This is a genomic window from Synechococcus sp. O70.1, from assembly GCF_047462215.1.
In the GTDB taxonomy this organism is placed as follows: domain Bacteria; phylum Cyanobacteriota; class Cyanobacteriia; order Thermostichales; family Thermostichaceae; genus Thermostichus.
This window is the reverse complement of record NZ_JANSIT010000002.1, coordinates 103,175-124,001: the sequence shown is the minus strand read 5'-3', so window position 1 is coordinate 124,001 and position 20,827 is coordinate 103,175. Positions and strand designations below refer to the sequence as shown.

The window sequence follows — 20,827 nt, the reverse complement described above, 5'->3', positions numbered from 1 at the left end:
GCTCCGGTAGCAAGGTCGGCGGTTTACCACTGGCTATCTCCACCTTCACCATAGGGGCGAGGATCCCGCCGAGGGCACAGAGCCTTGGGTGCTGACCTACTACCACGGCCGGCTGCTTTTTTCCGCCGATCAGCCCCTCAATGCCCCGATCCTGCTGCGACGGCTATCGCGCTTTATCCCCCGCCTCAACCTGGACTGGCCCCAGCGGGTTATCCGTGTGCTGCAGCAGCGGCTGCTCCCAGACAACTCCCTGGCGGAGTTGCTGGAGATGATGACCGAGCTGGGCTTGATAAAGCCAGGCGAGCTGGAAGACGCCCTCTGGCTGAACCTGCTTACCGATTTTGACCGCTACCTGTTCGAGTGTGCTCCGCACCGCTCACGCGAACGCTGGGCGGAACTCAAGGTGGCCATCCCCACCCTGCTGGCGGTGCCAGTGGTCAACTGGGAATGTGCTCCGCACCGCTCACGCGAACGGGTCAACCGCTATCGCCTCAGCGACGAACAGCGCCAGAAGCTCCACGCCCTCACCAAAGATGGCCAGTCGCTGGAGGCCATTGCCCAAAAGCTCTGTCGGGAAATGTGCTCCGCACCGCTCACGCGATCGGCTGGAGGTAGCTAGCCTCTTTGCCGCTTGGGCCAAAAAAGGTCTGGTGAGCCTGCAAACGCCTCCAGACTTGCTGCAACCCCAGCGCCGCACTCCCATAGCCCTCTTGGCCGTAGACGACAGCGTCGTGATGCAGGAGATCCTGCGGCAGTACCTATCCCAGTAATGTGCTCCGCACCGCTAACGCGAACGCGTGATTACAACGGGCAACCCCGCCGAGGTGCTCCCCCTCCTGTTCCAGCACCGGCCTCACCTGCTATTGATGGACAATGTGCTCCGCACCGCTAACGCGATCGCCATGCCCGGGAATGTGCTCCGCACGGCTAACGCGAACGACGGCATAGAGCTCTGCCGCATTGTGCGCAGCCTGGAAGCGTTCAAGTCTCTCCCTATCCTGATGGTTACCTCGCGGGACAGCTTGCTGGATCGCATCCGCGGCAAGTGGTCGGGCGCAACCGGCTACCTGACCAAGCCTTTTAGCGAAAGCCAGCTCACTGCCGAGGTGGAGCGGCTCCTAGCCCAGGCCCAAGATCCCAACTCCCGCTCTCTCCGAGGAGCCCAAACCAACTCGCCCAGCTTATGGCTGGGATCCCTTTCCCCCTTTGGGGATCAGGCCAAGGCTTAGCAAGCAGGCCAAGGAAGCCGAAGCATGTTTACGGGTCTAGTGCGCAGTTTGGGTACAGCTCAGTTGATCTCGTCTTCGCAGGTACGGGTTACCTGCCCAAAGCTGCAGCCGCAGTTAGCCTGTGGGGATAGCGTGGCGGTGGATGGCCTCTGCCTGACAGTGGTAGAGATCCTGCCCGATGGCTTTTTGGCAGATGTCTCGCCGGAAACCCTGCGCCGCTCGACGTGGGGCTGCGGATCCCCAGGGCCACGCCCAGTCAACCTGGAACCGGCGCTGCGGGTGGGGGACAAGTTAGGGGGGCATTTCGTCAGCGGCCATATCGACGGAGTGGGGCACCTCTGCGAACAAGCAGCCACCGGCAACGCCTGGGAGCTGAGCTTCGAGGTGCCGGCGGCCATCGGCCGCTACATCGTGCCCAAGGGCAGTGTGGCGGTGAACGGTGTCAGCCTGACCATTGCCGAGATCCGCCAAGGGGGGTGTTGGTTTAAGGTGGCGGTGATCCCGCACACCTACCGCCAGACCAACCTTTCCCTGCTGCAAGTAGGGGATCCGGTAAACGTGGAGGCAGATCTCCTGGGCAAATATGTGGAAAAATTCTTGGGCCTGGCCCCGCCCGAGAGCAGCCTCTCCCTGGAGTTTCTAGCCGATCACGGCTACGTTTAATCCCAGCCGTTCGCGTAGCGGGACGGAGTCCTTGCCCCCATGATCCCTCCCCAAGAAGCCGAACGCCTGCGCGGCGTCACTGTCTATTTGATTGGCATGATGGGCAGCGGCAAGTCCACCCTGGGAGCTGAGCTGGCAGCCCAGTTGCGCCGCCCCTTCTTTGATACCGATGCTCTGGTGGAGCAGGTAGCCGGCTGTTCGATTGCCCAGATCTTTGCCGAGCAGGGAGAAGCCCACTTCCGGGAGCTGGAGACCCAGGTGTTGGCGCAACTGAGCGGCTACACTCGCCTGGTTATTGCCACCGGCGGCGGCATTGTGCTGCGGCCCAAAAATTGGAGCTACCTGCACCACGGCCTCACCGTCTGGCTGGATGTGGCCCCTGAGCTCATTTGGCAGCGGCTGAGCCGGGATCCTGGCCAACGCCCCCTCCTGCAAACTCCCGATCCCCAGGCTGCTCTGCAGAGGCTCATGCGGGAACGAGAACCCTTCTACGCCCAGGCTGATGTGCGGGTGCCCATCCAGTCAGAAACCAGCCTGTCCCAGCTGGTCCAGCAGGTCTGGCAGGCCATTTGCGCCCGCCTGCGAGAGCAGCCGCCCTGCAACCCGTAGCAAAACCCCCAAAAATAGGAGGGGGAGGGTCTGGTATTGCAGCAGGGAGGGCAGGGTGGTACAGGCCAGGATTTTGTTTGCAGCAGCGGAAGCAGCGCCCTTGGCAAAGGTGGGGGGGATGGGGGATGTGGTGGGATCCCTGCCTGTTGTTTTGCGCAAGCTGGGGCAGGACGTGCGCATCATCATGCCCCTGTACGGATTTTTGTGGGACCAATTTGGCCCAGAGCCGGGGCAATACCCCCGCTCCAAAGACCCCATTTGGTCGAAGCAGGTCATGGGCCAGGTGGCCGATATCTACGAAAGCGTTTTACCCGGCACCGATGTCCCCCTTTACCTGGTCAGCCACTACTGCTTTGCCCCCCACCGCATCTACGACGGCGAGGACGAGTTTTGGCGCTTTACGTTTTTTGCCAATGCCGTGGCCGAATTTGCCTGGACCTATTACCCCTGGAGGCCCAACATCATCCACTGCCACGATTGGCACACCGGCATGATCCCGGCCTGGATGCACCAGGCTCCCGATATCGGCACCGTCTTTACCATTCACAACCTGGCCTATCAGGGACCGTGGCGCTGGCAACTGGAACGCATGACCTGGCTGCCCTGGTATTTTTCCGCCCACAACACTATGGCCGCCGGAATCCTCTACGCCGACCAGGTAACCACCGTTTCGCCCACCTACGCCCTGGAGATCCGCACCAGTCTCTATGGAGAAGGCCTCCAGGATCTGCTGGCTTGGAAAGGAGAACGCCTGTGGGGGATCTTAAACGGAATCGACACCGAGAAGTTCGATCCCCGCACGGATCCCCATCTAGCCGCCAACTTCAGCATCGACGACCTCAGCGGTCGAGCGGTGAACAAGGCCGTGCTGCAGACCCGCCTGGGTTTGACCGTCAACCCCGACGTCTTTCTCATGGGCATGGTGACCCGTTTGGTGGAACAAAAGGGGATTGACTTGGTCATTCAAACCGTGGAGCGCTTTCTGGCCTACAGTGACTCGCAATTTGTCTTGCTGGGCAGCGGCGAAGCCCACTACGAAGAGCGGCTCCGGGAAATGGCCCAGCGGCACCCAGGCCGAATGTCCTATCAGCAGGGCTATCAGCCGCAACTGGCCCAGTTAATCTATGGGGGGGCAGATGTTTTCTTAATGCCCAGCCGCTTTGAGCCCTGCGGCATTAGCCAGATGATTGCCATGCGCTACGGCTGTGTGCCCATTGTCCGCCGCACGGGGGGGCTGGTGGATACGGTCAGCCACCATATTCCCAGCAAAGGGATCGGCACCGGCTACTGCTTTGACCGCTACGAGGCTCTGGACTTCTACACTTGTCTAGCGCGGGCTTGGGAGGCGTTTCAGCACAAGGAGACTTGGCAAGCGCTGCAAAAGCGAGGCATGGCCAGCGATTTCAGTTGGCACCGCTCGGCTTTGCAGTACCTGCGCCTGTACGAGCGGATTATGAACTTGCCCCTGCTGCCAGAAAAAGTTCCCTCCCAGGCTCAACCGGCTTCCCCGCCGTCTGAACAGTTGCCTCCTCAGCAACCGCTAGGGGAGGGGATCCCTGAGCTGCAGCAAAGCCCCGCGGAGTGAGGTAGAGTGGAACGGGTTAGCAAGGTTTTGAGGGTTACTTGCCAATGCTCCGACGACCCCCTACTGGTGGTCGAACTGCTGCTCGTGGCCTTGCCTTCCTGCCCCGTTCTTGGGTACAGTTGGCCTTTGGCTTGTTGCTTGGCCTAGTGCTGGGTGTCGGTTCAGGTCTTTGGGCTACGGCTCAAGAACTGCCCGCCCGCCAGCAGCTTATTCCCAATCCCCAGCAGTTTCGGGCCCTAGAACAACCCAGCAGCGCTCTCAGCGCGTTGCGAGCTGAACAGTTGGCTGCTGAGGCCAACGCTGCCATTCAGGCCCAAAACTACGACCGAGCCATCGAGCTCCTGCAGCAGGTGTTTAACGCCTACAACCAGCGCTCCAACTACCACCAGGATCTCTCCCGAGCTTTTGCCGGGATCCAAAACCGCATCTCCGAAGAGCAGCGGGAGCTGGCCCGCGTTGCCGCCCAGGCTCGGGATCAGGCCGCCTACGACCTGGCCGTGGTCTATCGGGCTGCCGGGCGCCCTGAGGAGGCCGTGGGCTGGTTGATCCAGGTCATCAAAAGCCAAACCCCAACCCGGGAGCTAGGCACCCAGGCCTACCAGCAGCTGCTGGAAATTGGCTTTGTTAGCACTCCTTTTCCCTAGAGCTTTTCTTCCAGATTGCGGTAGAAAGCCAGCGCCGTTTGCCCATAAGCCCGCTGGTCGACGCGCAGCAGGGATCCCACCTGCTCTGGCAGCTTTTGGCCGCTGCGATGCTCGACAATCAAGGTTCCACCTGGCTTGAGCAAGGGCGGGATCAGCGGCAGAAGCGGGGCGTACAGACCGGCGTCGTGGGGGGGATCAAAATAGACGTAATCGAAAGGATCCAAACCCAGGCCGCGGCTGAGCAGCTTGCGGGCATCCCCCTGAATCACCTGGAAAGATTGTCCCGGCTGAGCTACCTTTGCCCAGTTGGCCTGGATGAGGCGACAGGCCGGCGCAGCGATCTCAATGCCGGCCACGAAGGCTGCCCCATGGCACAAGGCTTCTGCCCCTACCGTGCCGGCTCCACAGCAGAGATCCAGCCAGCGACAGCCCTTCACCTGCCCCTGCAAAATGTTGAACAGGGCTTGCCTCACCCGCCCAGGGGTGGGCCGAGTTCCCCGGCCAGCAGGGGTTTGCAGCGTCCGTTTGCCACTGATGCGCAGGCCCATCGGTTTAGGGAGGGGGAGTCGGTGTAGGCAACTGGACAGTCAGCCCACTGCGCTGGGCGGCGCGATCCCGCTCCATCTGGATCTGCTCCACCAAGGCTTTCGGCAACTGGCTAGAGGCCTGCAAAGCCTGGTCGAAAAGGGGAACTGCCTCCCGGTCTTGACCCTTGGCAACCAGGATTTGCGCCTTGAGGTAGTAAAGTTCGGGGTTGTTGCAGGAAACCGCAATTGCCCGATCCACCGCCGCCAGCGCTTCGTCATAGCGCTGCATATCCCGGTAGGCCAGCGCTTGGCCACGGTAGGACAAATACTCAGGCGCTGCTAGGCGAAATTGGTTCAAAGCCTTCTCCCGATAGGTTAGCAGCAAGTCGATATAGCCGTTGAGAAGATTGAGCTCCGGGTCGCTGCTGTCTACTGCCTGGGCGGCGCGAATGGACGCAAACAATTGGTTGAGAGTGGGCAACGCCTTAGGCAAGCCGAGCACTACCCCTTCCCGCACCACAATGTTGGCCGCTTCCAACCCATAGCCCACGCCCTCGTACAGGTTGCCGCGCAAGGGATCCGTCTTCTTCAGCTCGGCGGCCACCTGGCGGGTTTGGGTGGCTAACTGGGCAAAAGCATCCAGATCCCCCTCCTGGTAGGCCAGCGCCGCCAGCAGGGCGTAGACCATCGGCTCCTGGGGAGAAGCTTGTCTAGCCTTCTCTAGCTTCTCCCGGCTCTGCGTGTAGCGGCCTGCGCAGAAGAACTCCTCAAAGGCACTAGCCACCTCTGGCTTGATGGGGCGGGCATTGGCCCCACTGCGGAAGGGATCCTGCGCCCAAACCGGCCCAGCCGCTGCCCATACCCAACACAGGATCCCTACCAGCTTGCTGACTCTGCTAAACCTGCGGCTTTTCATCCCCACGCCCGGATCAATGCCAGTTTGACCTGCTTTTTACCGCAGCAGTTGGGCAATGGAGGCAATGGCTGCCTCCTGGACCAGCTCATCCGTCTCATGGGCCAGGAGCTCGTGCAAAGGCTGAAGGGCGCGCGGATCCCCAATCTGACCAAGGGCACGAGCTGCCGCCTCCCGCACTGCCGGCTCCCTGTCCGCAAGCTTGGTCAGCAAAGCCGGCACCGCCTCAACCGCCCGCATCTGCCCTAGACGGTAGATTGTTTGCACTTGGGCCTCCAGAGGAGTTGCCGCCAAGCTAGGCTTGTATCCAGAACCCTGATCTACCGGGGCAATAGCCGAGAGAGCCTGCAGAGCCTCCAGGGCACGATACCGCTCCACCCCGTTCAGGTGCGGCAGTTGAGCCAACAGGTTGTCAAAAGCCTGCTGCACCGGATCGGCAGCTGACGCCTGCTCAACGATGCGGGCAAGGTTTTGGTTGGCCTGCAGCTGTTGCCAAGACTGGAACAGGGTTAGGCCGGCAACCACCAAGGCAGCATCGGCCAAAATCGCCAGCAGCGCCAGGCCACCCCAGATTTTGCTGCGACGGCTGAGCTTGCGGATCTGCTTATCTACGTAGACAAAAGCCTGGTGCTGCCGCTCCCAAAAATCGGGGGCTACCTGCAGGGTTTGGGCGCTGAGATCAGGGGACAGAAGGTTTTCCTCACGGGCCACCTCCAAGCTTTGCAGCCTCTGGTTCAACCGAGAAAAGTGCCTTGTCCAGAGCCACGTAAACATTGGATCCCACCCTCTCTCCGATCCTGCCACTAGAAGCACGCCCGCCTGACACGGCAAGCTAGAGACCCTGCTCGCATCCCGTGTCAGGAAAAGTTTGCCGCCTTCCCCCTGCCGACGGGAGAACCTAAGCGCCAGGATAACAAAAGCTTCTGCCCCTCACCAGCCAGTCTTTGCAAGTTGCAACCCTGGCGGTTCAGGATGCTAGCGAATGGTCTGGGGTTGGGGCTGCGTACGGCTTTGCAACCGGGAGGAGCCGCCAGAGTGTACTGCCTGCCCGCCCCTATGGGATCCAAACCCCCGCATTAATCGTCTTGGGGGAGGTTTCGACGCCAGGCCGTTTGGCTCCATTGCAGTTGTCGCAAGATCCCGCGCAGCAGGGCCACCTCGGACACGGTCAAGCCGGCGCGGTGAAAGAGGGCGCGCAGCTTGAGCATCTTGCGGCGGGCCGTGTGGGGATACAGGTAGCCAATTTGCAATAGCAGCGCCTCCAGCTGGCCGAAAAAGCCCTCCAGCAATTCGAAGGGAGCTGGCTTGGAGAGGCCAGGGCTAGGCGGAAGCGGCGGATCTGGGCAAAGGAGGGTGCGCAGCTCGTAGCAGCAGATGCCCACCGCCTGAGCCAGGTTGAGGGAAGGGTAGGCCGGATCGGTGGGGATCTGGATTTGGCGATGGCAGAGGGCCAGCTCTTCGTTGCTCAAGCCCTGATCTTCAGGGCCAAACACCAAAGCCACAGGACCGGCGGCCAGTAGCTCGGGAAAGGCTTGGCGGGGAGATTGAACTTGCCACTCGGGGGGGTAGGGCTCGCGGCGGCCTGCAGTCCCGAAGACCTGGACACATCCCTGGAGGGCCTCCGCCAGAGTTGGCACTTGCCGGGCTTGGCGGAGCAAGTCGGCGCCATGCACAGCCATGGTAACTGCTTCGGGATCAAGGGGATCGCAGCGGGGATCCACCAAGACCCACTGCTGCAGGCCCATGTTTTTCATCACGCGGGCAATGGCGCCCAGGTTGCGCGGCCCCACTGGTCGCACCAGGACAATCCGCACCTGGGCCAATTGCTCCTGAACCCTGGGGGAGGGTGTCTGCATCGCCTGGGGTTACGGATAGAGTAGAGGAACTAGATCCTGCCACAACTAGCCCTATGGGATCTGCTTACCGCTGCTGGCTAGGCCTGCTGTGTTTTGTGCTGCTGGGGTTTTGCTGGGGATCGGCGGCGCTGGCTGCGCAGGAAAGACTGTCCTCCACCTTAGAGCCGGCCCAGGGGGTTTCTCTAGCGGAGGCGCGACAGCGGTTGGAAACCATTGCCGAGGCGATGCGCTCAATTCGCCTTTGCAACCGCCCCAATTGCCGCTACCGCGATATTTCCGTCGAGGTACATCCCATAGCAGGAGCCGAGCCCCCGGAGTACGAGGGCAGGATCGACGCCACTATCGACCGTCCCTCTGGCAGCTTTGACAGGGCCCGCTACCGGCTGCGATTCCAGGGAGGGCGTTGGCAGTTGCTGGGAGGCGAAGAGGTGTCCGATGTCTCCTCCTTCTTCTTCGAGGGAGATAGCTACGAGGTGTTCAGCGCCTACGGCACTCGCAGTCGCAAAGCCAGATTGGCAGACGCCAGCAGCAGCCTGCGCGTGGGCTACCGGGAGCTGTACTACCGGGTTTTCGACCAGGGCCAAGAGCGTCTTGCGGCAGGAGCCCCATGAGAAGTCAACAGCGCACCTTGGCCAGCTCTATTTCCCTAGAAGGCGTCGGCCTGCACACCGGCCTGCCGGTCCGCTGCAGTCTCCACCCGGCCCCCGCTGGCAGCGGTCGGGTCTTCGTGCGGGTGGATCAGCCGGGCTCCCCTCCTATCCCTGCCCAGGTGGGATCCCTGGCTCCTGCTGCCCTCTGCACCCGCCTGCAGCAGGGATCTGCTCAGGTGCAGACGGTGGAACACCTCCTAGCTGCCCTTTACGTTCTGGGCATCGACAACTGCCGCATTGAGGTAGAAGGGCCAGAGCTGCCGATCCTCGATGGCTCGGCCCTGCCCTTTGTGGAGGCCATTGTCCAGGCCGGGATCTTGGCCCAGGAGCAACCCGCCCTGGTGGGCGTGGTTCAAGAGCCGGTTACCGTCTGGGCAGGGGAGGCTTTTGTCAGTGCCCTGCCCCACCCCGAGGCCCGCTTTACCTATGGCATCGAGTTTGCCGACTCTCCCATTGGCCAACAGTGGCTAAGCTGGAGGGAAGATAGGCCGGATTTTGTCTGCTCCATCGCAGCGGCGCGTACTTTTTCCCGCCAGCAAGATGCGGAGCTAGCCCGCCAACAGGGGCTAATCCAAGGGGGCAGCCTGGAAAACGCCATTGTCTGTACTGCAACCGCGTGGCTGGGACCCCTGCGCTACCCCGATGAGCCGGTGCGCCATAAGCTGATAGATTTACTAGGAGATCTCAGCCTGTTGGGCTGCCGCCTCCAGGGGCACATCGTGGCCTACAAGGCGGGGCATGCTCTGCACCACCGTCTGGCCAAACAGTTGCTAAGGAGCGGATCCCTCCAGATTCAAGCGGAGGCAACACCAGAAAGGGATCCTGGCTGCCACGGCAAGCTGGCCTCTCTCCTGCAGTCTTGACAGGATGCACTGCTCGCTATCGTGGGACTAGGCTGTTTCCCCTCTAGGCTTTGAGGTTGGTCTTCCAGCTCTTTTTTGGGTTTGCCATGTCCTCCGACGTCTGTCCTCCTCCCCCTCTCTCGGCTGAAGCAGCGGCTCAGTTGGCAGCTGCTCCCCCCGTTTTCACTACAGACCAAATCCTAGAGATTCTGCCCCATCGCTATCCCTTTTTGCTGGTGGACCGCGTGGTGGAGTATCTCCCAGGGCAACGGGCAGTGGGCCTCAAAAACGTCACCTTCAATGAGCCTTTTTTCCAGGGACATTTTCCCAACCGCCCCATTATGCCCGGTGTCCTCATTGTTGAGGCCATGGCTCAGGTGGGAGGGATCGTCCTGACCAAGCTGCCGGATGCAGCCGGGCGCCTAGCTCTTTTTGCCGGCATCGATGGGGTACGCTTTCGCCGCCCCGTCCTGCCTGGAGATCAACTGCTGCTGTCAGCTGACCTGCTCACCATCCGGCAAAAGCGCATCGGCAAGATGTTCTGCCGGGCTCAGGTGGGGGGGCAATTGGTTACTGAAGGCGAGCTGATGTTTTCCTTGGTGGACTGAGTAACCTGTAGGAAAGCCTCACCGCGCCCCTCCAAACCATGCTGCCTGTACGTCCCCGGGAAACGGTTTCCATGTTAACCCGCGATGGGATCCAACTGGACGCGGATATCTATCGCCCCGAGGGGGAAGGGAGCTATCCGGTTTTGCTCATGCGGCAGCCCTATGGCCGGGCCATTGCTTCGACAGTGGTGTACGCCCATCCGCGCTGGTACGCAGCCCATGGCTATATTGTGGTCATCCAGGATGTGCGTGGGCGAGGCACTTCCAAAGGCTCCTTCTACCCCTTCCGCCACGAAGTTGAAGATGGGTTCGACGCCGTCAGCTGGGCGGCTGCTTTGCCAGGGAGCAACGGCGTGGTGGGTATGTACGGCTTTTCTTACCAGGGCATGACCCAGCTGTATGCCGCCTCCGCTCGTCCCAGCGCTTTGAAAACCATCTGCCCGGCAATGCTGCCCTACGACCTTTACGCGGATGCCGCCTACCCTGGGGGAGCCTTTGCCTTCTACAACAACCTCAGTTGGGCCCTGCAACTGGAAGCCGAGGGAGCACGCCGGCGGGGAGATGCCAGTGCCTATCAGGCCCTCTTCAAGGCGTCGCGCAACCTGCCCCTCCACGACCCTATCCCCCTCAAGCCGGGCGTGCTGCAACAATATGCGCCCCAGTCTTATTACTTCGACTGGCTGGATCACAGCGAGCCGGACGACTACTGGCGCCAGCTCTCCCCTCGGCTGGAGGCGGTGGACCTGCCAATGCTGCACATTGCCGGCTGGTTTGACAGCTACCTGAGTGGCAGCCTACGCCTCTACAAGGAGATGAGTGCCCGCAGCCAAAACCCCCAATACCTGGTTGTCGGGCCGTGGGCCCACCTCCCTTGGGGGCGCAGGGTGGGAGCGCTGGATTTTGGCCCTGAGGCCGTCAGCCCCATCGATCGGCTGCAGGTGCGCTGGTTTGACCAATTCCTCAAAGGCAAGGACACAGGGATCCTCCAAGAGCCGCCGGTGCGCCTGTTCGAGATGGGCTCCAACCGCTGGCGCACCCTTGAGGCCTGGCCCAACCCTGAGCCAAAAGCTCTTTACCTGCACAGCACTGGCCTAGCTGCCCTTTCCGAACTCGAGGGATCCCTCCGCCCGGAGCCCCCGCCGAGGCAGCAGTCGGATACTTTTGTTCACGATCCCTGGCGACCGGCACCCGCCCTGGGGGGTCACCTGGTTTACCCTGCCGGACCCCAAGAGCGCTCCGCCGTCGACTGCCGCGCCGATGTTCTTACCTACACCACTCCCCCTCTAGAAACCGACCTCCTCCTGGCGGGGGACATCACGGCAGAGCTCTACGTCGAGGCGGACAGCCCCAGCTTTGATCTCTGCGCCGTGCTCTCGGTGGTGAGGCCGGATGGCCAGGTGTATAACTTTTCCCAGGGCTACCGCCGTCTGCGGGATCCCCAGCCCAATGTCCCCATTGGGATCCCCTGTCAGCCCACCTGTATCCGCATTCCCCGTGGCCACGCTCTACGCCTTAGCCTAAGCGCAGCCTGTTTCCCTGCCTACCCCGTTAACCCAGGTACAGGCCAGCGGGAGGAGCGGCAAATGGAAGCCCGCATTCTCACCCTGACTCTTCACAGCGGCGGCAACACGCCTTCGCGGCTAATCTTGCCCGTTCTTGAGGAATAGTGCGGCTTTGCAATCTCTGCTTAACAAACGAAAATCAAACGCTAGGATGAGACCAAGTGGGCAAAAGAGCGCCATGTTGCAGGACCCAAAGCTAATCCGGCACTATCAAGCTCTAACCGATGCGCTGGTGGACAGTTGGCATCGCGGCTATCAGCGCATTGACGAGCTACGGCTGCTGGTGGACGGCTACCTGCTGGCCTTGCGAACTGGCAAGCAATTAGAGCCCTTTGAGATCTACCGCCTCGAAGATGAGGTCAACCGCTTCCTCTACGATCCCTCCAACTTCAAGGAGCCAGAACTGGAGCCGGAGACGGAGAGAACGCGGGGTTACTAACTTATCGACCAGTGGGCTGAGACCAGTCCTATGGCAGTCTGGGATACCCTGGCCACTTCCCGACGCCCGACTCTATTGGGATCTGGCCTCGGCTTGGGAATAGCCCTGACCCTCTGGTACGGGGCGTTTGGCTACCACGTACTGCAGATTGGGATCTGGCTGCTGAGCATTTTGCTGGTGGGGCTGTATGTGGCCCAGTTTCCCCCGGCTCAGCCCCCTTGGGACCCGACGCGGCTGCGCTGGCGCCAGGAGCTGCTGCACCTGGGGCTGTTGGCGTTGGTTTTTGCTCCCCTCTACCTCTACGACCTGGCCAACATCCCTTTTCAAATCAACACCGACGAGATTGTCATCACCTCCATGGCTCGTCGGGCTTCCGGGGTGCGCTACCCCGATCTCTTTGGGCTGATGCCAGAGTACTTCTATTTCCCCCGCTTTATGTTTAGCCTCTTTGGCGGCCTGACGCGGCTGATGGGAGGAGTCACCCTGGTCAATGTGCGCACGGTGCATGCCGCCTTTGGGGTGATTACTATTCTGGTGGCCTACGGGTTTTTTCGGTCGTTCTGGAACTCCCGGCTGGCCTTGGCAGGAGCGGCCCTTCTGGGATCCAACCACGCCTTGTTAGGCATTAGCCGCATGGCCATGCGGGAAAACCTGATTGTGCTGGTGGAGTGTGCAGCTCTGGCCCTGATCTTGAAGGGCGTGCGGGAAAAAAATCCCCTGCTTTTGTATTTGGGGGGAGGGGCAGCGGCTTTCTCCCTCTACGGCTATTTGCCAGGGCGCGTGGTGATCCTGTTGGGACTCCTGTTTGGCGTTCTGTACTTGCTCTTGGGGCGGGAGGATCTGCAGGCCAACCCCGTTTGGACCCTAGCCAAGCTGACAGTGCCGGCAGCGCTGGGATTTTTTCTGGTGGCCGCGCCCATTCTGGTAGCCACCGCCACTGCCCCCCCAGAAAGCGCCGAGTATGCCCGCCAGCAATTTCTCTTTTTCCCCGAGGGGCGGGCGCTGCAGCAAATGTGGGTGAACGCGGCTACGCCGGCAGAGGGGGTGTGGCGCAACATCCGCAATGGCCTGAGCATGTTCAACGACCCCAGCCAGCACGACCGGGGCTATATCTATCCCAACTACGGCCATGCCTTTGTGGATCCCTTGACAGGGATCTTGATTTGGCTAGGGCTGGGATCTGGGCTCTACCGCGTCCTCAGGGGGCGCAGCCAGCCGCACGACTGGCTCTGTATTGGCAGTTTCCTGTTTCTTTACCTGCTCTTTAGCCTGGCTATCACCAAAGCCCCCAACTACACCCGCCTGCTCGTGATCCTGCCCTTTGTAGCCTACCTAACCCTGGAAGGGATCCAGACGCTGGCCGCTCCCCTGGAACGTTGGGGATCCACCGTAACAGCAGTAGCGATGGCGGGCACCATCCTCCTCATTGGAGGCTGGAACTTGGCCATTTGGGGCGACTTTGTCCACAAGGGCTCGACGCAGGGCAACGACGTGGGAGCCACCGGGCGCTACGTGGCCGCTCGACAGAGGGATCCCAACCACCGCTTCTATTTGGCTGCTAGCGCCGCCTACCCCTATTTCAGTTGGGGAGAGCCTGCCTACTGGCAAAGTTGGATTCGATTTTTTGCCAGGCAAGAACAAGAGGTGAAGGTTTTTCCCTCCGAGACGTTGCTTAGCCAAGACCTAGAGCCGCCGTTTACCCTGTTTATGAACGAGGGGGTATGGGAGCAGCAAGGGGCAGCGCTGCGGCGACGCTTTCCCAAGGGTCAGCTGCATCGGATCCCAGCAGAGCGAGGGCTGTGGGCCTTTGAGGTGGCGGATCCTTAAGACTATGGCTGCTCTTGCTTGTCTTCTAAAGCCGTCACCTGCAGTTTCTTGGGGCTGGGCCTAGGAAGGGATCCCTGCGGAGGAGCCTGGCTTGGCAATCCAGTAGCCGCACTGGTGCTCCCCGTTAACTTGCCAGCTGAGGCGCTCCACCCGACAATCGGGCAGAGCGGCGGCAAACATCTCCAGCTCATGGCCGCAGACGCTGGGAAAACGCTGGGCAATCTGGGCAATGGCGCAATGGTGCTCCACCAGGACGTACTGCTCGACATACTGCTCAGAGCCTTCTGCTGGCCTGGGGGCAGCCAGGTGGTTGGGATAGGGGTAGTACTCGGCCATGTAGCCTTCTGCCTGGCGCAACTGTACCAGGCGCTCTAGCCGCTCGGCCAGGGATCCGGATCCCATCTGGGCTTGGTACTCCTGGGCTTTGCGTTGCCACTGCTGCTGGAGCAGGGATCCCATCTGTTCGGCTCCCAAGGTTTCGGCCAGCGTGTTGAGTAGGCCCAGGGCAAACTCGTCGTAGCGGGCAGGGAACTGCGCTTCCCCCTGGGGGCTAAGCTGATAGAAGTGCTGGGGACGGCCAAGGCCGCTGGGTTGAGCGACATGGCGGATCAGTCCCTCCGCCTCCAGATCCTTGAGGTGGCGGCGAATGGCCTGGGGAGAAATGCCCAAGTGCTCTGCTAGGGTTTGGGCAGTAGCCTGTCCTGCCTTGCGCAGGTAGATCAAAATAGCCTGCTTACTGGAAGTAGGCTGGGTAGCCTGGCCAGCGATCCTACGTGCTCGGTTCACCGTTGTCCTCCTGCCTATTTTGACAACGGGATCATTGCTAAAGTAACTTGAGGATTAGTTAAGCAACAACTATGTTGTTTTAGTTGGCCGTCTGTTCTTGCGCGCTTCTAATCCCTACTTGAGAGCCACCCATGTCTAAGAGCGTCCGCGCCCTGGTTAACCAGCCCTACAAGTACGGCTTTGTTACCGACATCCCTTCAGAATCCATCGGCAAGGGCCTAAACGAGGACATCATTCGCCAAATCTGGGCCAAAAAGGGGGAGCCGGACTTCATGCTGGAGTTCCGGCTGCGGGCCTACCGCCAGTGGCTGAAGATGAGCGAGCCCACTTGGCCAAACGTGACCTACCCCCCCATTGATTACCAAAACATCGTCTACTACTCGGCCCCCAAGGTGCGGGAGAAGAAAAAGAGCCTGGACGAAGTGGATCCAGTGCTGCTGGAGACTTTTGAAAAATTGGGGATCCCGCTGTCTGAACAGAAGCGACTGGCCAATGTAGCGGTGGACGCCATTTTCGACAGCGTCTCGGTGGCCACCACCTTCCGGGAGAAGCTGGCCAAGGAAGGGATCATCTTCTGCTCCATGTCGGAGGCGCTACGGGAGTATCCCGAGCTGGTTCGTAAGTACCTGGGTACGGTGGTGCCTATTGCCGACAACTACTACGCGGCGCTGAACTCGGCGGTATTTAGCGACGGCTCCTTTGTCTATGTGCCCAAGGGGGTGCGCTGCCCCATGGAGCTCTCGACCTATTTCCGTATCAACAACAGCGAGTCGGGCCAGTTTGAGCGCACCTTGATCATTGCCGACGAGGGATCCTACGTCAGCTACCTGGAGGGCTGCACGGCCCCCATGTTCGACACCAACCAACTGCACGCGGCGGTGGTGGAGCTGATTGCCCTGGACAACGCCGAAATCAAGTACTCGACGGTGCAGAACTGGTATGCCGGCGACGAAAACGGCAGGGGCGGCATCTACAACTTTGTTACCAAGCGCGGCCTCTGCCAGGGGGCCAACTCTAAGATCTCCTGGACGCAGGTGGAGACTGGCTCCGCCATCACCTGGAAGTATCCAAGCTGTGTGTTGGTGGGGGAAAACTCGGTGGGCGAGTTTTACTCAGTTGCCCTGACCAACCACTACCAGCAGGCCGATACCGGCACCAAGATGATCCACATAGGCCGCAACACCCGCAGCCGAATTATCTCCAAAGGGATCTCGGCGGGGCACTCCAGAAACAGCTACCGCGGCTTGGTGAAAATTGGGCCGAAGGCAGAGGGCGCCCGCAACTTTTCCCAGTGTGATTCCCTGCTGATTGGGGATCGGTGCAGCGCCAACACCTTCCCCTACATCGAAGTGCAAAACAACACCGCCAAAGTGGAGCATGAAGCCTCAACCTCTAAGATTGGAGAAGAGCAGTTGTTTTACTTCCAGTCGCGCGGCATCTCTGCAGAGGATGCTGTGTCTATGATCATCAGCGGCTTCTGCCGGGAGGTGTTTAACCAACTGCCCATGGAGTTTGCCGTCGAGGCAGATCGCTTGCTGAGCTTGAAGCTAGAGGGATCCGTTGGCTAGATCCCCAGCAAGCTGAATGGGCAATTGTCGGCTTACTTTAGCTAGCTGCGCGATCCCAGGGTGAACGCTCGTCTGGAGTTCATTCCAGAGCAACCGCTGAGATGATCCGGGAAAACAGCCCTGTCATTTTATCTGTCCGCGATCTCACCGCTGAGATCGACGGCAACCCTATCCTCAAGGGGGTAAACCTGGAAGTTCGGGCCGGCGAGATCCACGCCATCATGGGGCCAAATGGCTCTGGGAAAAGCACCTTCTCCAAGATCCTGGCCGGCCACCCGGACTACCGGGTAACCGGGGGTGAGATCCTCTATCTGGGCAAGGATCTCTTGGCCATGGAACCGGAGGAGCGGGCCTGGGCTGGGATCTTTTTGGCCTTTCAATACCCCATCGAGATTCCAGGGGTAAGCAACTTGGATTTTCTGCGGGCTGCCTACAACGCCCGGCAGAAATACCGGGATCAGCCGGAGATGGATCCCCTTGAGTTTGACGACTTCGTGCGCCAAAAGCTGGAGCTGGTCAAAATGGATCCGGCTTTTTTGGAGCGCCCCGTCAACGAGGGGTTTTCTGGCGGCGAGAAAAAGCGCAACGAGATTCTACAGATGGCCGTGCTGGAGCCGACCCTGGCCATTTTGGACGAGACGGACTCTGGCCTCGACATCGACGCGCTGCGCATCGTTGCCCAGGGCATCAACCAGCTAGCTGGCCCCGAGAAGGCCATACTCCTCATTACCCACTACCAGCGCCTGCTGGAGTATGTGACCCCTGACTATGTGCATGTGATGGAAGGGGGGCGCATTGTCCTTAGCGGGGACAAGAGCTTGGCGCTGGAGCTGGAAAAGCGGGGCTACGACTGGCTTAGGGAGGAGGTGGGATGAGCGCTGCGGTGCCCAAGTCGTCGGTTGGAGAAAGCGACGCTGCCAGTTTTGGCCGCTCCTTTCTGGAGCACATTCTTAGCCAAATCCCGGAGGTGGAGGACTCCCACGCCACTCTGCGACAGCAGGCCCGTGCCCAACTGGCGGAACTGGGGATCCCCACTCCGCGCGAAGAGGACTGGAAATACAGCGACCTCTCGCCGCTAGTGGCCCACGCCTTTCGCTTGGCCGGCCCTGGGGAGGGAGATGTGAACCGGGCCACTCTAGAGCCCTGGCTGTGGTCGGAAAGCCGCCACAGCTATGCCGTCTTGGTCAACGGCTACTTCGCTCCCCACCTTTCTGACTTGAGCGGCCTGCCGTCGGCGCTGCGCCTTGCTCCCCTCAGCCAGGCTGCCTCTAGAGGGTTGCAAACCATCGCCAAGGTCGATGTCTTCAGCGCCCTCAACACCGCCCACCTAGGCGGCGGGATCCAGATTGAGCTCTTGCCCCACGAGAAGGTTTTGCCGCCCTTGCATCTACTCTGGATAACCGTGGCCCCTGAAGGAGAGGCGGTTTTGGCCCAGCCCCGCTGCCTGCTGACTTTGCCAGCCTACAGCTCCCTCACCCTAATTGAAGACCACCTTTCCTGGGGCTCGGGGATCCCCTTCAGCAACGCGGTTACCGAGATTGCCTTGGAAGAAGGATCCCGCCTGCACCACATCCTCGTCCAGCGGCAGGGATCCCAGGCCTTTCACATCAACCAAACCGCCGTGCGCCAGGGCCGCTACAGCCACTACCGGCTGCAGGCCCTCCAGTGGGGATCCCAGTTTTCCCGCCACAACCTGGAGCTGGCCCAGGTGGAGCCCCAGGCCCACACCCACCTGCAGGGGCTGACCCTGTTGAAGGGATCCCAGCACAGCGACACCCACTCCCGCCTGCGGCACCAGGCCCCCCAGGGTAGTAGCCGCCAACTGCACAAGTGCATTGTCGACGAGACAGCCCGTGCCGTCTTCAGCGGGCGCATTCTGGTCAGCCGAGAAGCCCAACTGACCGACGCGGCCCAAACCAACCGCAACCTCCTCTTAAGCCCCAAGGCGCGAGTGGATACCCGGCCCCACCTGGAGATCTTCGCCGACAACGTCAAATGCACCCACGGAGCCACCGTGGGCCAACTGGAGGCGGAAGAGATCTTCTACCTGCAAAGCCGCGGCATTCCCTTGGCCCAAGCCCGCCAACTGCTCACCTATGCCTTTGCCGCCGAGATCCTAGAGGGGATCCCTGTGGCTCAGCTTCCCTCCCTAGTAGCCCAGCAGTTGGCGCCCGGCTAATTTCCGGAAAAGATGAGCACTTGCCGCTAGCTGAGGCCTTCTTCTAGCCGTCTTGCCAAGCCATTTGGGCAAAACAAATCCCCTCTCTCTGCTGCTTTATCCAGAGCCAGAACACCCATTGAACGCCCAATTGAGAAGAGCCTTTCTCCCCTAGAGTAAACACGACCTGGAGCGGAGCTGCAAGCTTTTGGTTGCAGAAGTACTTCAGGAGGTTATGATCCTAGAGAGGGCTGTAGGGTATTAGAAAATGTTGGATATACCACCACAACCCCTAACTGGCAAGGCTCTCTTGCAGAAGATAGAAGCTTTGGGGCACCTTCCGCGCCGGGAAACGGCAAAGCGCTGTGGCTACGTAACCGTGACCAAGAACAACAAGCTCCGCGTCAACTTAAACGCTTTTTACGATGCGGTGCTAGCGGCAAAAGGTCTCAGCCTCGGCCCAAGTAGCCGTGAAAAGCGCGGTCGCGAACCCTCTTTTCGCGTCAGCGTTCACAAAAATGGGCAGATCATCATCGGGTCTGCCTACACCAAGCAGATGAATCTCAAGCCTGGCGATGAGTTTGAGATCCACCTAGGCTACAAGCACATTCACCTCAAGCAGGTGTTAAACGGCCAGGTCATGGAAGACTCAGCCTCAGGAGAAGCTGCCCCCAAAAAGACGCGGGGCCGCCGGAAGAAAGCAGCAGGAGGTTGAAAACCTTCTGAGCAGAGGGAGCCCAGTTGAGCAACTGTTGCAGCGGGGCTTTTTTGCCTCTTCGCCCTCTTTAAGAGGGGATCCAAAGCCTAGGTTTACCAAGCGTGCCAACCCTAGATTTGAGGATCCCTATGCCGCAGACGGTTCAACCTCCCCTCCAGTTTCTGCCGCCACGATTGACGCCTTGGGTGGTTCGTTTTGTCCAAACCGGCTTGCCTTTTTGGTTGCGCTGGACCAAAGGGATTCCGCGCGTCGAGGTGGAGGGAGGGGAGCGCTTGGCTCAGCTTTATCAGCAATTTGAAGCAGGCAAGATTCGCTTGTTGGTAGCCTTTCGCCACCCCACCCTCGATGACCCTCCCTGTCTGCTGTACCTGTTTGCTCACCTTTTGCCTCAGGTGGCCCGGCAACAGGGGATCCGGCTGCGGCAGCGGCCCCACGTCCTGTTTGTCTACGACCGCGGCCTGCCGCTGTGGCTGGGGGCCATTGCCAGTTGGGGCTTGCCCCGGCTAGGCGGGATCCCCATTCTGCGGGGCCGTCTGGATCGGGCAGGGCTGAAGAGTTCCCGCGAGCAGCTAGTCTCAGGCCCCTATCCATTGGCCGTGGCACCCGAGGGGACCATCAACGGCATGAGTGGGCTGCTCAACCCCCTGGAACCGGGAGTGGCCCAGTTGAGCTTTTGGGCAGTGGAAGATCTGCTCAAGGCAGGTCGGCCAGAGGAAGTGCTGATCCTACCCGTGGGCCTCTGCTACCAGTACTTGAGGGATCCCCGGGCAGCCCTCGACAGGTTGCTCCGCCGCATGGAGGCCAACTGCCACCTGCCAACCGGGCGCTCAGCCCATGTCGGCAAAGGATCTCTCATGGCCCGCTTGCTCCGCTTGGCTGAACACCTCATTCAGACCCTGGAGAACTTCTACGAGCGCTTCTATGCCCCCACTTTGCCTGCGGCAACTTGGGCCAAGCGGGGAGAAGGAGGGGATCTGCGGACACGTCTGCAAAGCTTATTGGATCTGGCTTTGCGCGTGGCTGAGCAGCGCTTTGGCTTGCAACCTCAGGGAGACCTCATCGAGCGGCGACATCGCCTTGAGCAGGCAGGCTGGTCTTGGATCTACCGGGAAGATATTCCCGATGTTGCTGCCCTCTCTGCAGTAGAAAAAAGCCTAGCCAATCGCATTGCCTCGGAGGCCACTTTCCACCTTTGGCACATGCGCTTGGTGGAGACCCTAATGGTATTTGCCGTCCGCCCTCTGCCTGAGCAGCCCAGCCCGGAGGAACTGGCCGAAACCGCCCTGCGGCTGTGGAACCTCCTGGCTTGGATCAAAGGCCAGAATCCCTTGGTCGCTCCTCCTCAGCTGGGGCCGCGGCTAGCCCGTTTCCGCATCGGGGATCCCCTCTCCGTCTCAGAGCGCTGGCCCACCTACCAGGCCAACCGCCGGCAGGCTATCCAAGCTCTGACCCAGGATCTGCAGGCAGCAATGGAGCGGCTACTGCCCTCTCCTGTGGCCATCCCTGCGGGCTAACCCAAGCGAGCGTCTAAGAAGTTTTTTTAAGGCATTCTGGACAAACAAGACAAATCTTGGCATTAGGAGAAGGGAAGCTTCTGGCTCTTGCGGTAGAAAGATAGCAAAAAGGATCAGAGGGGTTGGCCT

General features: G+C 60.6%; 22 protein-coding genes. 17 read left to right on the top strand and 5 right to left on the bottom strand.

The window, feature by feature from the left end:
* The first annotated feature begins 88 nt into the window (after positions 1–88).
* The 6 genes from NW833_RS01725 (at position 89) to NW833_RS01700 (ending at position 4,730) form a co-directional block, all read left to right on the top strand.
* The gene (locus NW833_RS01725; protein WP_414411339.1) at positions 89–619 is read left to right on the top strand and encodes a hypothetical protein; all 531 of its coding nucleotides are present in this window, start codon (positions 89–91) and stop codon (positions 617–619) included.
* Positions 620–797: 178 nt separating this feature from the next.
* Entirely contained in the window at positions 798–1,229 is a 432-nt protein-coding gene (locus NW833_RS01720) for a response regulator (RefSeq protein ID WP_414410269.1), read from the top strand.
* A gap of 24 nt (positions 1,230–1,253) precedes the next feature.
* Entirely contained in the window at positions 1,254–1,892 is a 639-nt protein-coding gene (locus NW833_RS01715) for a riboflavin synthase (protein WP_414411338.1), read from the top strand.
* A 39-nt stretch (positions 1,893–1,931) separates the two neighbouring features.
* Positions 1,932–2,501, top strand: coding sequence for a shikimate kinase (locus NW833_RS01710; protein WP_414394124.1), 570 nt, complete (start codon positions 1,932–1,934; stop codon positions 2,499–2,501).
* Between the two features lie 55 nt (positions 2,502–2,556).
* Positions 2,557–4,086 carry a glycogen synthase GlgA gene (glgA, locus tag NW833_RS01705; RefSeq protein ID WP_414394126.1) on the top strand — a complete coding sequence of 510 codons (1,530 nt, stop codon included), beginning with the start codon at positions 2,557–2,559 and terminating at the stop codon, positions 4,084–4,086.
* Between the two features lie 44 nt (positions 4,087–4,130).
* Positions 4,131–4,730: a hypothetical protein gene (locus NW833_RS01700; protein ID WP_414411337.1), complete on the top strand. Its 600-nt coding sequence runs from the start codon at positions 4,131–4,133 to the stop codon at positions 4,728–4,730.
* On the opposite strand, the gene rsmD is transcribed toward NW833_RS01700, so the two are convergent.
* From rsmD to NW833_RS01680, 4 genes are all read right to left on the bottom strand, one after another.
* Positions 4,727–5,278 carry a 16S rRNA (guanine(966)-N(2))-methyltransferase RsmD gene (gene rsmD, locus NW833_RS01695; protein ID WP_414411336.1) on the bottom strand — a complete coding sequence of 184 codons (552 nt, stop codon included), beginning with the start codon at positions 5,276–5,278 and terminating at the stop codon, positions 4,727–4,729. The two genes, NW833_RS01700 and rsmD, sit on opposite strands and share 4 nt — an antisense overlap.
* A 4-nt stretch (positions 5,279–5,282) precedes the next feature.
* The gene (locus NW833_RS01690; protein WP_414411335.1) at positions 5,283–6,173 is read right to left on the bottom strand and encodes a Sll0314/Alr1548 family TPR repeat-containing protein; all 891 of its coding nucleotides are present in this window, start codon (positions 6,171–6,173) and stop codon (positions 5,283–5,285) included.
* Positions 6,174–6,209: 36 nt separating this feature from the next.
* On the bottom strand, positions 6,210–6,944 hold the full coding sequence (locus NW833_RS01685) for a HEAT repeat domain-containing protein (protein WP_414411334.1): 735 nt from the start codon (positions 6,942–6,944) through the stop codon (positions 6,210–6,212).
* Positions 6,945–7,246: 302 nt separating this feature from the next.
* Positions 7,247–8,026, bottom strand: a complete 780-nt coding sequence (locus tag NW833_RS01680; protein ID WP_414411333.1) for an RNA methyltransferase — start codon at positions 8,024–8,026, stop codon at positions 7,247–7,249.
* A gap of 53 nt (positions 8,027–8,079) precedes the next feature.
* Here NW833_RS01680 and NW833_RS01675 point away from each other — a divergent pair, with 53 nt between their 5' ends.
* From NW833_RS01675 to NW833_RS01650, 6 genes are all read left to right on the top strand, one after another.
* Entirely contained in the window at positions 8,080–8,637 is a 558-nt protein-coding gene (locus NW833_RS01675; RefSeq protein ID WP_414411332.1) for a hypothetical protein, read from the top strand.
* Positions 8,634–9,539 carry a UDP-3-O-acyl-N-acetylglucosamine deacetylase gene (gene lpxC, locus NW833_RS01670; protein ID WP_414394139.1) on the top strand — a complete coding sequence of 302 codons (906 nt, stop codon included), beginning with the start codon at positions 8,634–8,636 and terminating at the stop codon, positions 9,537–9,539. The genes NW833_RS01675 and lpxC overlap by 4 nt, the downstream gene beginning before the upstream one ends.
* Before the next feature lie 86 nt (positions 9,540–9,625).
* The gene (gene fabZ / locus NW833_RS01665; RefSeq protein WP_414394140.1) at positions 9,626–10,126 is read left to right on the top strand and encodes a 3-hydroxyacyl-ACP dehydratase FabZ; all 501 of its coding nucleotides are present in this window, start codon (positions 9,626–9,628) and stop codon (positions 10,124–10,126) included.
* Between the two features lie 38 nt (positions 10,127–10,164).
* Entirely contained in the window at positions 10,165–11,793 is a 1,629-nt protein-coding gene (locus NW833_RS01660; RefSeq protein WP_414411331.1) for a CocE/NonD family hydrolase, read from the top strand.
* Between the two features lie 73 nt (positions 11,794–11,866).
* A complete protein-coding gene (locus NW833_RS01655; RefSeq protein ID WP_414411330.1) occupies positions 11,867–12,127 on the top strand; it encodes a DUF6761 family protein in 261 nt (86 codons plus the stop codon).
* Between the two features lie 30 nt (positions 12,128–12,157).
* The gene (locus NW833_RS01650; protein ID WP_414411329.1) at positions 12,158–13,954 is read left to right on the top strand and encodes a hypothetical protein; all 1,797 of its coding nucleotides are present in this window, start codon (positions 12,158–12,160) and stop codon (positions 13,952–13,954) included.
* A 60-nt stretch (positions 13,955–14,014) separates the two neighbouring features.
* On the opposite strand, the gene sufR is transcribed toward NW833_RS01650, so the two are convergent.
* The gene (gene sufR, locus NW833_RS01645; RefSeq protein ID WP_414394150.1) at positions 14,015–14,740 is read right to left on the bottom strand and encodes an iron-sulfur cluster biosynthesis transcriptional regulator SufR; all 726 of its coding nucleotides are present in this window, start codon (positions 14,738–14,740) and stop codon (positions 14,015–14,017) included.
* A 131-nt stretch (positions 14,741–14,871) separates the two neighbouring features.
* Here sufR and sufB point away from each other — a divergent pair, with 131 nt between their 5' ends.
* The 5 genes from sufB to NW833_RS01620 all read left to right on the top strand — a co-directional run bounded on the left by sufB (position 14,872) and on the right by NW833_RS01620 (position 20,698).
* Positions 14,872–16,308, top strand: a complete 1,437-nt coding sequence (gene sufB / locus NW833_RS01640; RefSeq protein WP_414411328.1) for a Fe-S cluster assembly protein SufB — start codon at positions 14,872–14,874, stop codon at positions 16,306–16,308.
* 101 nt (positions 16,309–16,409) lie between these two features.
* Positions 16,410–17,183 carry a Fe-S cluster assembly ATPase SufC gene (sufC, locus tag NW833_RS01635; RefSeq protein WP_414411327.1) on the top strand — a complete coding sequence of 258 codons (774 nt, stop codon included), beginning with the start codon at positions 16,410–16,412 and terminating at the stop codon, positions 17,181–17,183.
* Positions 17,180–18,487 (top strand): Fe-S cluster assembly protein SufD, encoded by a 1,308-nt coding sequence (gene sufD, locus NW833_RS01630; RefSeq protein ID WP_414411326.1) that lies wholly within the window; start codon positions 17,180–17,182, stop codon positions 18,485–18,487. The genes sufC and sufD overlap by 4 nt, the downstream gene beginning before the upstream one ends.
* A 247-nt stretch (positions 18,488–18,734) precedes the next feature.
* Positions 18,735–19,181, top strand: a complete 447-nt coding sequence (locus tag NW833_RS01625; RefSeq protein WP_414411325.1) for an AbrB family transcriptional regulator — start codon at positions 18,735–18,737, stop codon at positions 19,179–19,181.
* Between the two features lie 131 nt (positions 19,182–19,312).
* Positions 19,313–20,698, top strand: coding sequence for a 1-acyl-sn-glycerol-3-phosphate acyltransferase (locus NW833_RS01620; RefSeq protein WP_414411324.1), 1,386 nt, complete (start codon positions 19,313–19,315; stop codon positions 20,696–20,698).
* Positions 20,699–20,827 lie beyond the last annotated feature (129 nt).